Raw genomic sequence first — 14,323 nt, forward strand, 5'->3', positions numbered from 1 at the left:
AGGTTCAGCCGCATGAAACGTCGCACGTCACCCGATTCTCCCATGCTTTTCGAAGATGTCCCTCTCGTGCCGGATTTCCGGCTGGAACTGAAGGCGCGCAAGGCCGGCCACTGGCCGGTCGCCGGCGCCGATGAGGCGGGGCGCGGACCTCTCGCCGGCCCCGTCGTGGCGGCCGCTGTCATTCTCGATCCCAAACGCATTCCTGATGGGCTGAACGATTCGAAGCAGCTTTCAGCACAGAAGCGCGAGGAGCTCTTCGTGCAGATCCTCGCAACGGCGACGGTGTCTATTGCCTCCTCAAGCTCGACGCGCATCGACGAGACGGATATCCGCAAGGCGAGCCTCGATGCCATGCGCCGCGCCATCTGTGGCCTGTCGATTCCTGCAAGCTATGTCCTGACCGACGGGCTCGACGTTCCACCCGGTCTTGCCTGCCCCGGGCAGGCGGTCGTCAAGGGTGACGCACGCTCCGTGTCCATCGCTGCCGCCTCGATCGTTGCCAAGGTGACGCGGGACCGAATGATGGCACGCGCCGACAGCACGTTCCCGGCTTACGGCTTTGCCGCGCATGCAGGCTATGGCACCGCGCAGCACCGGGCCGGCATCGAAAAACACGGCCCCTGCTCGCTGCATAGGATGACGTTCAGTCCGCTGAAAAAAGGCGCGTTTGTCGACGGCGAATGACGTCAGGTCAGACTCGAGACGCCCGCTACGATCTGCTCCCTGTGGCGTTGGATATAGGCGATGTCCTGCCGGTAGAGCCGGTCATGCCCTTCCTCGATGTTGCGCTGATACTTCGCCGATCCCTTTGAAGCTTCGGTCTCCATGAAGGAAACGAGGGCTTCGAGCCGCGTGATGATGCCGTCGACTGCCGTAGCGCGAAGCTCGCTGTTCAGCCCATATTCTTCCAGGAAGACACGCGCCCTTTCGATCTGCCTCTCTATACGGGAGAGTTCATGTGCGACGATTGCCGAAGAGAGCGGCGCCCAGCGATAGATCGCATAGGCCAAATCCCATATCCGGGAACCCGGATGCGCAGTCTCGAAGTCGATCACTCCCGCGAGTTTGCCGTCTCTCAGGACGATGTTGTAAGGCGCGAAATCGCCATGGCAGATCACATCCAGTGGCTCGCGTGGCGGCAGTTGCCATGTTCGCTTCGCCCAGTTGGCGGCGATCGGCGCGGTACAGTCGTGGTAGCGGCGCAGCCAGCCTGCCGCCGATAGAAGTGCTGGAGCGGATTGCATCTCGGCATCCCGCTCAATGTCCGCAATCTTTCCCGGGAGAAAGGTGACACGCTCCCAATCCGCGTCGAGACCGGCCGGCCTCGGTGCAGTATCGAAACCGTGCGCCTGCAGATGCGCCAGAAGCGCCTGCACGCTCCCGCTCCACGGGCGGGCGCAACGCCACACCAGGTCGCCACGGCGGAACGGCCGGTCACCACTGCCTTCTCCCAACATTCAATCCCCGATGTGCTCCGGAGACGCACATGTGCGCACAAACAGAAAAGCCCCGCAATGCGGGGCCTTCTTTTCAGAAGCTGTTGCTCACCTCAGTTGAGGCGGCTCTTGACGTGGCTGACAGCGTCGCTGAAGAGCTCGGACTGAACCTTCGTGTCCGCCTTCTTCGCCAGGACGTTTTCGGCCGCAGCGATCGCCAGATCGACGGCAGCGGAACGAACCGCCTTCATCGCATCGGCCTCTGCCTGCTTGATCTTCTGTTCGGAAACCGCGGTGCGGTTCGCGACGAATTCTTCCGTCTTCTTCTTGGCTTCGGCGGTCAGCATTTCGGCTTCGCGCTCGGCTGCAGCAACGATGTGTGCAGCTTCGGCTTCGGCTTCCTTACGCTTGCGCTGATACTCAGCCAGCAGATGCTGGGCCTCTTCGCGCAGACGCTTAGCTTCCGAGAGCTCGTTGCGGATCTGATCTGCACGGTCGTCAAGCGACTTTGCCATCATGCCGGGAACCTTGAGGTAAACAACCAGCGCCAGGAATAGAACAAGGCCAACGAATGCGAAGAATGTTGCGTCGAGTGCAAATTCCATCGATCAAGCCCCCTTTTTTATGTCAGCGACCGCAGCGGCAACATCTGCCTTTGCCGAGGTGCCGATCAGCTGTTCCACCACAGCCGTTGCGGTTTCTTCCGCGATGGTACCGACGTCAGCGAATGCCTTCGCCTTGATGTCTGCGATGCGGCCTTCCGCAGCCTTGAGCTTTTCGGCCAGGCCTGCTTCAACGGCCTTGCGGTCGGCTTCCGCCTTCAGCTTGGCAGCGTCGCGAGCGGCAGTGCCGATCGAGTTCGACTTGGCGCGAGCAGCAGCCAATTCGGCTTCATAAGCGGCAACGTCGGCGTCGGCTTCCGCCTTCAGGCGGCTTGCCTCATCGAGGTCCTGCGAGATGCGATTGTGGCGCTGCTCGAGGATACCGCCGATGCGCGGCGTGATGACCTTTTGCATGAGCACGTAAAAGACGACGAACGTAATCGCCAGCCAAAGCAGCTGCGAGGCGTAAGTCGTCGAATCGAAAGGCGGGAATACGCCGCCACCATGATGCTCGGCTGGTACGCCGGTCTCGGTGTGGACATCGCCTGCTGCCGGGGCGGCATGCGTGTCTGCACCAGTTTCTGCGGTTCCCGCCGGGGCCTCTTCGGCGTAAGCCGGGGTCACAAAAAACATGCTCACCTCCAGGTGTACTGCAAATGCAAAGGATCACGGCATGCGGACTGCAGGCCGTGATCCTTCAATGCGCCTGTATTAAACGGCGAAGAGCAGGAGGAGAGCGACGAGCAGCGAGAAGATGCCCAGAGCTTCCGTAACGGCGAAGCCGAAAACCAGACGGCCGAACTGGCTGTCAGCAGCAGACGGGTTGCGCAGAGCGCCGGACAGGTAGCTGCCGAAGATGTTGCCGAGGCCGAGAGCCGTACCGGCCATACCAAAGCAAGCCAGACCTGCACCGATGAACTTTGCTGCTTCCGCTTCCATGTTGAACTCCTTTGAAATGGTTGTGTTGCGGCGAATTGACTGACGCCCGAGGGACGTCAATGTCGGTATCCCTTAGTGGCCACCCGGATGGATCGCGTCGTTGAGGTACATGCAAGTCAGCACCGCAAAGACGTAAGCCTGGAGGAAGGCGACGAGGAACTCGAGACCGGTCAGGGCGACCGTCATGATCAGAGGAAGAACGGCGCCACCGATGCCGACCGCACCCAGTGCTCCGAGCGAGGCGACGAAGCCTGCGAACACTTTCAGGGTGATGTGACCAGCCAGCATGTTGGCGAAAAGACGAACGGAGAGCGAAATCGGGCGGGACAGGAAGGAAATGATTTCGATCGACACAACGAGCGGCAGAAGAATGCCAGGAACCCCCGACGGGACAAAGACATTCAGGAAATGGAAGCCATGCTTGTAGAAGCCGTAGACGAGAACCGTACCGATAACGAGCAATGCCAGCGCGAAGGTGACGATGATCTGGCTGGTAACCGTAAAGAAGTACGGGAACATTCCGAGCAGGTTTGCCGTCAACACGAACATGAAGAGCGAGAAGACCAACGGGAAGAACTTCATCCCCTTGGATCCGGCGCCTTCCTTCAGCATGTTGGCAATAAACTCGTAGGACATCTCCGCAACCGACTGGGAGCGGCCCGGCACGATCGCCCGATTCGACGTCGAGAAATAGAGGAACCCAGCGGCAACGGCGGCGGAAGCCGCCATGAAGAGCGATGCATTCGTAAACGAGAAATCAATTCCGCCGACTTCGATCGGCACAATCTTCTGGATCAGGAACTGATGGGTCGGATCGTTAGACACCGCTTGTTCTCTCTATCTTTTAGCCCGCGCGAGACGGGATTATTGCACTGGATCGAACGCTGGAGCGCTCTGCCCTATTTTCCACCATTCTGGCGCTCGGCGGGATCAGGCTTTGCAACCTTCCCCGCAGCGCGCAGAACGTTCAACACGCCGGCACAAAATCCAAGAAGAAGAAGAACAATCAATCCCCAAGGCGCCGTGCCGACAAAACGGTCAAGGAGATAGCCAAGAACGGCGCCGACGACGATTGCGGAGATGAACTCGCTCGAAAGCTTCATCGCCTCGGCATAGCCTTTGCGGCTCGCTTCGGCGCTGGCTTCGATAGCCTCTTCCTTCCCCGCCTCTACGCGCTTGGTTGCGAGCTTCGCTTCCAGTTGCGCACGACGCTTCTCAAGACTTTCCTCGCGGTCATCCGCCATCGCGTTCTCCTCCTCCAGCCGCTGTCCGCGATCCCGCTACCCCGGTTTTCCGGACAACGACCCCAAGGTTTGAGAACCTTTCGGCCCGTTCTGAAGTCGCGCGCAACATAGTTTTAGCAAAAAGCATAGTCAAGGCGTGAGCGGCCGATGTCCAGCCATAAAATAGGCAATAGAAAACATACGCTTAGACCGATCTTGGCGCACAAGGCCAAAATCGACCGAACGAATCCGCTTTTGTGTGTGGCGATGAGACGCGAAATCGCGCCAGGATCCGCTTTTCCGTTAGCTCCAGCCGCCGCCGTAGGTGCGATAGAAGACGTGCAGGCCGATGCGGCCGACCTTCTCCATGGTCTTCGCCCATTTCGGACGAACGTAGACAGCATGATAATGCGTGGCGGAGCCAACCTGCGGGAGCCAGATCTTGCCGGCGGTAACCGCCATCGCAACTTCGCGGGCGATTCTCCAGTGATACTGCGAGTTCACCCGATCCTTGACGTTATCGCAGGCAAAGGAGAACTGGCATCGGTTGCGCCAGTCCTCGTTCTGGTAGACGACGCCGCAGATCGTCTTCGGGTAAGCCGGATTGCGGACGCGATTGAGAATGACTTGGGCAACGGCGGCCTGCCCCTTCACCGTTTCGCCACGCGCTTCGAAATAGATGCCGGATGCCAGGCACTGCTGCTCGGCGGCCGAGAATACCGACGGCGCCAAGATGCTTGCAGCCCAGGCGTGGTCACGCGGACCAATTTGCGGCACGAAGCGGCCGTCGTCGGCCTTGTCGGTCAGAATCGAATCGAACGGTGATTGACGGGAATAATCAGGCGCGGCCGGTGCATAGGCCGTCGCCAGCACGTCGGCCTTTGCGTTGGTCACGACGCCAGCCAGCATGGGCGAGACGCCGCGATCCGGCTGGGGCGGTTCCTTTTTATAGAAGTTGGTCGCGATCTGGATTTCCTTGCCCTTGATCTTCGGCTTCACGAAAGCCGACTTATCCTTCAGGTCAAAGGTGGGCTGAAAGAGCAAGCGCGTTCTGTGGAGGACAGACCCGGCGGAGAAATCCTTTGGCGGCTGCACCTTTTCGACGGCAACGACGCGGCCCTTCTTAGATGGACGATTGACGCGGTCTTCGTCCGGCGTCGCCTCATGTCCCTTGTCCTTCGCCATGAAGGCGACCTTGCGGCCGTCGGGCAGAACCATGCCTGCGCCGGCGGCGATCGTGCCTGTCGCGACAGGATCAGCAAAGGTCAGTTCCACCTGATGGATCGACCCTGCCGGCGAATTGGTCAAAACCATGCGCCAGTTCTCCCGCCCCTGGTCGAGGCCGGCAAGCAGAGCAGCAAGGTCAGCATGGGACGCCATCGTCGGTGACATCAGCCACCCGCAAACGCCGAAGAGCGCGGGTGAACTCCAGTTTTGAAGCAAGAAGCGCAGCTTGCCACGGGAACGGCTATTTCGACGCAACGCGAGACTCCGGCATGAGACGCATGAACATGCCGTTGAAAATGTCTCATTAACCTTGATGCTTGGTTAATGCGGACACCTTCCGGAGACGAAAGCATTAGCGGCAGGAAAAATAAAAGCCCGGCAGATTGCCGGGCTTTTAAATGGCGCTTGTTCGGCTAGATAATGACGTGCGAGCCGAGTTCCACCACGCGGTTTGCCGGCAGGCGGAAGTAGTCCGACGGATTTGCTGCGGCATTGGCGAGCGCGATGTAAAGGCGATCCTGCCAATAGGGCATGCCGGACTTCGCATCGGGAACCAGCTTGCGGCGGCCGAGGTAGAAGGAGGTCGACATGATGTCGAACTTCAGGCCCGACTTGCGCAGCGTCGCCAAGGCTTGAGAGACGTTCTGCGATTCCATGAAGCCGAACAGCAGTTCGACGCGCGAGAAGCGCTCAGAAATCTGCTCGACCTTATAGCGATCGGCGCTCGAAACACGCGGCTTGTTGATCGTACGGATCGTCAGAATCACGTTCTTGTCATGCAAAACGTGGTTGTGCTTCAGATTGTGCAGCAGCGCGGCGGGCGCCGATTCCGGATCGCTGGTCAGGAAGATCGCGGTGCCGGGCACCTGGGCGGGGGAATGGTCGCTCTTGCGTTCGATCGAGCTGACGAAAGATGCCATCGGGATATCGGTATGGCGCGTCTTCTCCATTAGTAGAGCCGAGCCGCGTCGCCAGGTCCACATGATGACGGTGAACACCGTGGCAATCATGATCGGAATGTAGCCACCGTCGTGGATCTTCAGCAGGTTCGCGCCAAGGAAGATGAGTTCAAGACCGACGAGCGGCGCCAACGCGAGCGTTGCCACCAGGATAGACCAGTTCCAGCGAACGCGCACGAACTCGAAGGCCATGATCGAAGTGACGACCATCGCGCCGGTGACCGAGATGCCGTAGGCCGTTGCCAGCGCATCCGACGTCTTGAAGCTGATGACGAGGAAAATGACGCCGAAGAAGAGCACAGCGTTGACGGACGGTACGAAGATCTGTCCCGTATTCGTCTCCGACGTGAAGAGGATTTCCATGCGCGGCAGGAAGCCGAGGTTGATGCCCTGGCGGACGAGCGAGAAGGCACCGGTGATGACTGCCTGGCTGGCAATGATCGTCGCAGCGGTCGCGAGGATGACGACCGGCAGCAGTGCCCATTGCGGATACATCAGGTAGAAAGGATCAGACATCGCCATCGGATTGCCGAGCACGAGAGCGCCCTGCCCCAAATAGTTCAGCGTCAATGCCGGGAAAACCAGCGCGAACCACGCCCACTGAATCGGACGACGACCGAAGTGCCCAAGATCGGCATAAAGCGCTTCCGCGCCTGTCACTGTCAGGAAGACTGCACCAAGCACCACGACGCCGTAAAATCCCTCATGCAGCAGGAAGCTGATCGCATAGTAGGGATTGAAGGCAGCAAGAATGCCGAAGTCATCGGAAATGTGCGAAATGCCGGCGGCGGCCATCACGATGAACCAGAGCGCCGTGATCGGCCCGAAAAACCGCGCGACGGCGCCGGTCCCACGAGACTGGACGGCAAACAGCAGCGCCAGAATGAAGACCGAGATCGGCACGATGTAGCTCGTCATGCTTGGCGCCACGAGCTTCAGACCTTCGACGGCCGACAAAACCGACAGCGCCGGCGTGATCATTGCATCGCCGAGGAACAATGCTGCACCGACAAGGCCAAGCAGCATCAGCAGCGCTGTATGCCCGTTGGCGGTCTTCATCAGCAACGCCAGCAGGGAGAGCGTACCGCCTTCGCCTTCGTTGTCAGCGCGCAGCAGGAAGAGCACGTACTTGATGGTGACGATAATGGTCAGAGCCCAGATCATCAGCGAAATAAGGCTGATCACCTCGAAACGCGTGAGGCCGTCGATCGCGACGGGCTTCAATGCTTCGCGGAACGCGTACAGCGGGCTGGTACCGATATCGCCATAGACGACGCCGACGGAGCCCAGCGCAAGATAGAACAGCTTGCGCGGCTTCATTTTTCGTTCGTGTGAATGGCTGCCTTCGTGCATGAAATGAAAACAGGCTCTTCAGAGCCAGCCTTTCCATCGGAAAAAGAAGAAGGGAATGATGGCGGACAACACCATGAGCCCAATCGAATACGGATATCCGTGGGCAAAGTGCAGTTCCGGCATGAATTCGAAATTCATACCGTAAATGGAGGCGACCAGCGTCGGCGGCAAGAACACCACGGATGCGATCGAAAATATCTTGATGATCGAGTTCTGCTCGATGTTGATCAGGCCGAGCGAGGCGTCGAGCAGGAAGGTGATATTGCCGGCGATGAAGGACGCGTGTTCATTGAGCGACTGGATGTCGCGCGAGACCGTCTTGCAGAGTTCCTTGGTGTCGCGATCCTGCTGAACGGCCGGGACATTGTAGAAAAACGTCATCAGTCGCGAAAGCGACGCGAGGCTGTCACGGATCTTGCTAACGAGGCGATGATGGCCGGCAATGTCCCTAAGCTTTTCTTCCAGATAATTCGACGGCTTGCGAACTTTTCTGGCGCGGTCGCCAAACACATGCGTCGACAGGATGTCGATACGCGCGACCGACAACTCCAGGATCTCGGCAGTCCGATCGATCACGGTTTCAAAGAGTTTTGCCAGCAGCGCGGCACCACTCCGCCACTGCTGCGGCACGCGGTGAAGAGCGGCAATGAATAGCGAAAAGGACTTTGGTTGCGCGTAGCGAATCGTGATCAACCGCTTGCCAGACAGGATGAACGCAACGTCGGTCAGCGTCGGCGCGTCCGTTTCAACCTTCCAGACGAGAGACGCGGTCATGAACACTGCATCGTTTTCCGTGTAGAGGCGGGCCGACGGCTCGATGTCCTTGAGATCGTCTCGCGTCGGGACCTCAATACCAAGGGTTCTTTCGACGAAAAGTTCCTCCTCGCGCGAAGGCTCGATCATGTCGATCCACATGACATCGTCACGCAACGAACCTTGCGACAGATCGCCGATTTCAATCGACTTGCAATTGGAACAGTATGCAGTGATCACCGGTTGGACCTCCGGCAATCCGGGCATGTCGCGCGCATCGCCCTGTTCATCGAAGGCCCTTCCACGGCGCGCCGATTGCGAGAGCGCGCGGGATGCAAGTTCCCGACCTTAACGAAAGCGATTGACGAAAGTTCATACGACTCCTGGCACATCCGGCACTCCGGATATGCAATATGCTCAACCGCATCGCAGTCACCAATCCTTCGGCCAAGATAACTCCGAACATGTAGGTGACCGGTCCCCATCGGGGCGGCCATCATCGAGCATTCGCAAAAACCGCCTCATGGCGACGGCGCGCCATATGACGGAAAGCTGCGAAAGAATCAAGACATCTTACGTTCACGGCGCCGTTTGACCACATTTCCTCCGCAATTGGGAGTCTAGCGGCGGTGACGCATTCACTCGAAAACAATGGCCGGCGCGGCCCTCTGCGGCTGCCCACCGAGCTGCTGCCAGACCTTAGCGGCGATCTCGCGATAGATGCCGGCAACAATGCCCTTCGGCTCCGTGGCGACGAGTGGCGTTCCGGCGTCCGATGTCTCGCGGATGTTCATCGTCAGCGGCACTTCGCCGAGGAAAGGAACGCCGATGCGTTCCGCTTCCCTGCGAGCGCCGCCATGCCCGAAGATATCATAGCGCGTGCCTGTATCGGGCGCGATAAAATAGCTCATGTTCTCAACGATGCCGAGCACAGGAACCTCGACCTTCTTGAACATGTTCAGCCCCTTGCGGGCATCGACGAGAGCGAGATCCTGCGGGGTCGAAACGATAACGGCGCCGGCGAGCGGCACCTGCTGTGCCATCGTCAGCTGCGCATCGCCGGTTCCAGGCGGCATGTCGACAACAAGCACATCGAGCTCGCCCCAGGCAACCTCACGCAGCATCTGCATCAGCGCTGATTGCACCATCGGACCACGCCAGATCATCGCAGTCTCCTCGTCAACGAGGAAGCCCATCGACATGACCTTGAGCCCATAATTTTCCATCGGATTGATGATGCGACCATCGATCTGGGTGGGACGGCCCGAGATCTTCAGCAGCCGCGGCATCGAGGGGCCATAGATATCAGCATCGAGGATGCCGACACGCAGGCCATTTGCCTGGAGACCGAGCGCAAGATTGACGGCAGTCGTGGATTTACCCACGCCCCCCTTACCCGAGGCGACGGCGATGATCGCGTTGATACCGGGAACGCCAAGCTTGCCTGCGCGCGGCTGCTGTTGCGGCGCGTGAGCATGGCCATGATGGTCATGTCCCGCCTGCGGTTGAGGGCGTGAAACCGGCGCCGAGCCTGAACCGGCCTTTTTGTCTGCCGTCAGCGCAACCAGCGCTCCCTTGACGCCCGGCATCTCCTTGATGACCCGTTCGGCCGCGAGGCGAAGCGGCTCCAGCTCCTTGGCACTTTCTGCCGGAACGGTGATGGAGAAATAGACCTTGCCGTCCGAAATGAAGACATCAGACACCATGCCGAGCTCGACGATATCGTGTTCGAGATCGGGCCCGCGGACCGTCTTCAGCGTTTCGAGAACCTGTTCCTTGGTGACGCCGGTCATTCCATCCTCACTGCCTATGTTGGCATTGTAGATAGAGGAGCGCCACCTCTTCGCCAAACAAAATCGGTGATCGAGATGGCAATTGAGAGAAACGAGGTCAACCGGAAGGCCGTTGCGTCCATCAAGTCCGCCGGGCTTTCGCCCTGATGGATGCAAAGGCCTTCCAGGATACCAAATAAGCCTTGCGAACTAGAGCAAGCGCGGCAAAAGGCCAGCACAAACAGCCCATCGGAAGAGTAAGCGTGGGGAATGCCGTCGGCGGCGTGTCCCAAACGCAACAACCGCCGCCGACGCCCAAGCCCGAGATCGGATACCGTGGCGTCGGCTGGCGGTGTGCGGTCGCGCCATTTATCCGGCGTCGTTACCAGGTCCCCTCTGGACCGCTGGAAACACGGAAGCAGAAAACGTGCCAATTGGCAAACATTCGCAAAAGCCAATGTCATCCAGTGACACGCTGATCGGCGGTGGTGAAGATTTAGGCGCGAATGTTTGCGAAGCCCACAATTTGCGCAACCGTCACTTTATGAGACCAATCCGCAAGGCTCTGGCAACTGCCTGGGTCCGGTTGACGGTATCGAGTTTCTTCGTCGCGCGATTGAGGTAGTGGTTCACCGTGTGTTCGGACAGATTGAGGATCTCGGCGATCTCAACACTGGTCTTACCGGCGGCAGTCCAGTTCAGACAATCGATCTCGCGATCAGTCAAGGAATCCGTGACCCGCGTGTCATAACCGCGGATCTCCGCCAGCCGATCGAAGACGTGGGTAGAGATATAGTGGAGTTCGCGCATTTCCTCGCCGGTAAATGCCTCACGATCGCCTGAGAATGATACGGCGCCGCGACCGCCGGAGGCCTCGTGAGTGGGGAAGTAGGCACAACGCATCATGCGAAAGCGTTCAAAGAGGGCCGCAACAAAGCCGGCCTTTCCATCGACTCGCTCCAACTTGACCTGCGACACGTCATTGAAGAACGGCGTGGTCGACGCCCTCAACCGTTTCATGACGGGGCTGTTGGTCACAAGCCCCTCCTGGTCGTAAGCTGCCAGCAGCTCCACCGGCCAGCTTGAGATCACAGTGCTGCTCTGCAGATCGATCGCCGTCGTCGAAGGAAGGTTAAACACCATGAAGGCGCGCGCGCGATAGGCTTCCGTCACTTTCTTCATGAAGCGGAAAATATCAAACTGCGTTTTCAGTCCGGCGATCTCACTAACGTTGACGTCCACGGAAGATTTTGGATGCGATGGGGTCATGTGCTTACTCAACTCGAAAGAATGGAATCCTGTGGGCGTCTCGTCCACGTCGTCGCTAATTTGTAGTGCGGGTGACGAATTGCCTGCACATACACCCCAGGACGGGGGATTGACGAGCGTCAATTGTGATGATTCGTCAGAAAATCTCAATACTATGCTTTAGTTGAGTCCTGGCCGATCGCAGCCAGTGTTCAACGACGCGGCCCAAGTCCTACGCGCATGGCTTCCATGATCCGTCCAGCCGTCTCCCGGATCGGGGCCGCCCATTCCGATAGGCTTTCCATATCGAGCCTATAGGCCGGACCAGTGACGGAAACGCCGCCGACAAGCGACAGGTTTTCCGACCAGATCGGGGCCGCGATACAGCGGATTCCGACTTCGTGCTCCTCACGGTCGAAGGCATGGCCCACCTTTCGTATCTCCTCAATCTCGCCAAGAAGCGACTTGGCGGTATGCGTGTTGGCGGTGAAGCGATGGAAGGCGATTTCCGCCACCAAAGCCCTAACCCGCTCTTGGGGCAGGATAGACAAGGCAGCCTTGCCTACACCAGTGCAATAGACCGGCGACGCGTTGCCGATCTGCGAGTACATTCTGACGGGCTGCTGCCCTTCGAACTTGTCGAGGTAGATGATCGAGGTGCCGCGAAGCACGCCGAGATGGACCGTTTCACCGGTCATATCCTGGAGAGCCTTAAGGTGGGGCTCGGCAATGAGGCGGAATTCGTTGCGTCCCCAACTGCGAGAGGCAAAGTCCAATAGCCTCAAGCCAGGCAAATAGAGGCCGTCCTCATCGATTTCGAGCAGCCCCTCATCCACGAGATGACTGAGCTGGCGGTGAACCGTACCGCGTGGCTGATCGGTGACCGCCAATATGTCGGTGAAGCGCATGGGGCCGTCGGCGTGGCTCACAACATCGAGAAGGACCATCAGCTTGCCCAGGGTGCCCGTGTCGCGCTTCCCGTGCGCACTCTCTTTTGCCGCAGTCATCGTTGCCCCAAATGCCTTGACAGGGACATCAGCGTAATCGGATAATTCCACATAGTCAAATTGAGTTCCAAATAATAGAACAACTACGGCCGGGAGGAAATGGTGACGAGTATTGTTGCGCAGTTTCCGGAATTTAGGGATCGAACCGTGCTGATCACCGGAGGCGGGTCCGGCATCGGGGCAGCGATCGTCGAGGGTTTTGCCCGGCAGGGCGCCAAGGTTTCGTTCATCGATATCGCGGAAACGGAAAGTCATGAACTTGTCGAGGGGCTGTCGCGCGACACGCTGCATCCCGTTCGCTTCCACAAGGCGGATTTGCGGGATGTTGCGGAAATCCGCAGGACGGTCGACGCGGTTGTCGCTCATTCGGGCCCGATCAGCGTGCTCGTCAATAATGCCGCGCGTGACGACCGGCACGATTTCGAAACTGTGACTGAGGAATATTGGAACGACAACCAGGCGACCAACCTGCGCCACGTCTTCTTCACCACACAGGCCGTTGCGCCCTCGATGCGTGCTGCTGGCGGCGGCGCGGTGATCAACATGTCGTCGATCGCCTTTCTCCTCAACATGCCGGAATTCCCTGCCTATTCTGCAGCAAAAGCCGGTGTGATCGGGCTGACAAAAAGCCTGGCCGGCCAGCTCGGACCTGATAACATCCGCGTCAATTGTATTCTGCCGGGTATGATCGTGACGGATCGTCAAATGAAACTCTGGCTCACCGAGGAAGGCATCGCTCGGACCGTGCAACGCCAGTGCGTCAAGAAGGTCCTGCACGCCGATGCAATCGTTGGTCCTTGCCTGTTTCTGGCGTCGAGTTGCGCGGCAGCGATCAGCGCACAATCTCTTATTGTCGATGGAGGCATTTTCTGATGGCGGATCCCGCTTATGTCGCGGTGGATTGGGGAACGAGCAGTTTCCGGCTTTGGCTGATCGGCAAGGATGACAGCATCCTTGCCGAAAGTCGCAGCAATGAAGGCATGACGACGGCTGCGAAGACCGGCTTTGCCGAGGTTTTGACCTCGCACCTGGCCAAGGTGAATGCGCCAGGAAATCTTCCGGTCATCATCTGCGGCATGGCAGGTGCAAAGCAGGGATGGGTCGAGGCCGGCTATGTCGACGTGCCGACATCGCTATCTTCTATCCTCACCGGCGCGGTATCCGTTCCCGGCCAGAGCCGCGACGTCCGCATTCTTCCGGGACTTGCCCAGAGGGATCAGGCAAGGCCCGACGTCATGCGTGGCGAGGAAACGCAGCTTCTCGGCGCGCTTGGTCCCGCAAGCACCGGATCACAGGCAGTCTGCATGCCCGGCACGCATTCGAAGTGGGTGCACGTCACGGATGGACGGGTCACCGGCTTCTCCAGCTTCATGACCGGCGAACTCTTCGATGCGATATCCAAGCATACGATCCTGTCGCATGCCGTCGCCGGAGCGGAGCAGACGCCGACAGATAAGCCAGCCTTCGAAAGCGCGATCAAGGTAGCTTACGAACAGCCTGCAATGGCGACCAACCTCTTCTTTACGGCGCGCTCGGGACAATTGCTGCACGGTCTGACGGCCGCAGCCGCACAGGCCAGGATATCGGGCACCCTGATCGGTCTGGAAGTTGCGGGCGCCATGGCGGACGCTGGAACCGGCGTCAGCATTACACTTGTCGCCGCCGGGCGGCTGCAGAACCTTTATGAAACAGCCTTCAACGCACTATCTTTACCCTTTGACACGATCGACGCCGATACAGCTGTCCGTGGTGGGCTTGCTGCCGCCGCCAAAGCTATTTGGCCGAATTAAGAAAGCACCAAAGC

The 14,323-nt window shown here is 59.0% G+C and carries 15 protein-coding genes; 3 read left to right on the top strand and 12 right to left on the bottom strand.

Features of this window, described 5'->3' with window-relative positions:
• Positions 1-12 precede the first annotated feature (12 nt).
• Complete coding sequence (locus FHX09_RS09475) at positions 13-684, top strand: ribonuclease HII (RefSeq protein WP_132588430.1); 672 nt, start codon at positions 13-15, stop codon at positions 682-684.
• A 2-nt stretch (positions 685-686) separates the two neighbouring features.
• Here the strand turns inward: FHX09_RS09475 and FHX09_RS09480 are convergent, their stop codons facing one another.
• From FHX09_RS09480 to FHX09_RS09535, 12 genes are all read right to left on the bottom strand, one after another.
• Positions 687-1,376 carry an aminoglycoside phosphotransferase family protein gene (locus FHX09_RS09480; RefSeq protein ID WP_245505406.1) on the bottom strand — a complete coding sequence of 230 codons (690 nt, stop codon included), beginning with the start codon at positions 1,374-1,376 and terminating at the stop codon, positions 687-689.
• A gap of 173 nt (positions 1,377-1,549) precedes the next feature.
• Entirely contained in the window at positions 1,550-2,041 is a 492-nt protein-coding gene (locus FHX09_RS09485) for a F0F1 ATP synthase subunit B (protein WP_007789157.1), read from the bottom strand.
• Between the two features lie 3 nt (positions 2,042-2,044).
• A complete protein-coding gene (locus tag FHX09_RS09490; protein WP_007789158.1) occupies positions 2,045-2,671 on the bottom strand; it encodes a F0F1 ATP synthase subunit B in 627 nt (208 codons plus the stop codon).
• Between the two features lie 78 nt (positions 2,672-2,749).
• A complete protein-coding gene (locus FHX09_RS09495; RefSeq protein WP_003588243.1) occupies positions 2,750-2,977 on the bottom strand; it encodes a F0F1 ATP synthase subunit C in 228 nt (75 codons plus the stop codon).
• 72 nt (positions 2,978-3,049) lie between these two features.
• Positions 3,050-3,802: a F0F1 ATP synthase subunit A gene (locus tag FHX09_RS09500; RefSeq protein ID WP_132588428.1), complete on the bottom strand. Its 753-nt coding sequence runs from the start codon at positions 3,800-3,802 to the stop codon at positions 3,050-3,052.
• A 74-nt stretch (positions 3,803-3,876) separates the two neighbouring features.
• Positions 3,877-4,221, bottom strand: coding sequence for a F0F1 ATP synthase assembly protein (locus FHX09_RS09505; RefSeq protein WP_007799129.1), 345 nt, complete (start codon positions 4,219-4,221; stop codon positions 3,877-3,879).
• A gap of 282 nt (positions 4,222-4,503) precedes the next feature.
• On the bottom strand, positions 4,504-5,682 hold the full coding sequence (locus tag FHX09_RS09510; protein ID WP_132588427.1) for a cell wall hydrolase: 1,179 nt from the start codon (positions 5,680-5,682) through the stop codon (positions 4,504-4,506).
• A gap of 158 nt (positions 5,683-5,840) precedes the next feature.
• A complete protein-coding gene (locus tag FHX09_RS09515; RefSeq protein ID WP_037083674.1) occupies positions 5,841-7,739 on the bottom strand; it encodes a potassium transporter Kup in 1,899 nt (632 codons plus the stop codon).
• A gap of 18 nt (positions 7,740-7,757) precedes the next feature.
• Positions 7,758-8,732: a magnesium transporter CorA family protein gene (locus FHX09_RS09520; protein WP_132588426.1), complete on the bottom strand. Its 975-nt coding sequence runs from the start codon at positions 8,730-8,732 to the stop codon at positions 7,758-7,760.
• Positions 8,733-9,130: 398 nt separating this feature from the next.
• On the bottom strand, positions 9,131-10,285 hold the full coding sequence (gene apbC, locus FHX09_RS09525) for an iron-sulfur cluster carrier protein ApbC (protein WP_132588425.1): 1,155 nt from the start codon (positions 10,283-10,285) through the stop codon (positions 9,131-9,133).
• A gap of 516 nt (positions 10,286-10,801) precedes the next feature.
• Positions 10,802-11,533 carry a LuxR family transcriptional regulator gene (locus FHX09_RS09530; protein WP_132588539.1) on the bottom strand — a complete coding sequence of 244 codons (732 nt, stop codon included), beginning with the start codon at positions 11,531-11,533 and terminating at the stop codon, positions 10,802-10,804.
• Between the two features lie 191 nt (positions 11,534-11,724).
• A complete protein-coding gene (locus tag FHX09_RS09535; protein WP_132588424.1) occupies positions 11,725-12,519 on the bottom strand; it encodes an IclR family transcriptional regulator in 795 nt (264 codons plus the stop codon).
• A 102-nt stretch (positions 12,520-12,621) separates the two neighbouring features.
• Here FHX09_RS09535 and FHX09_RS09540 point away from each other — a divergent pair, with 102 nt between their 5' ends.
• Both FHX09_RS09540 and FHX09_RS09545 read left to right on the top strand, forming a co-directional pair.
• Complete coding sequence (locus FHX09_RS09540; protein ID WP_007799152.1) at positions 12,622-13,392, top strand: SDR family oxidoreductase; 771 nt, start codon at positions 12,622-12,624, stop codon at positions 13,390-13,392.
• Positions 13,392-14,309 (top strand): 2-dehydro-3-deoxygalactonokinase, encoded by a 918-nt coding sequence (locus FHX09_RS09545; protein ID WP_007799154.1) that lies wholly within the window; start codon positions 13,392-13,394, stop codon positions 14,307-14,309. Before FHX09_RS09540 ends, FHX09_RS09545 begins: the two co-directional genes overlap by 1 nt.
• The last annotated feature ends 14 nt before the right edge of the window (positions 14,310-14,323 follow it).

It is taken from the genome of Rhizobium sp. BK538, from assembly GCF_014197575.1.
GTDB lineage: Bacteria > Pseudomonadota > Alphaproteobacteria > Rhizobiales > Rhizobiaceae > Rhizobium.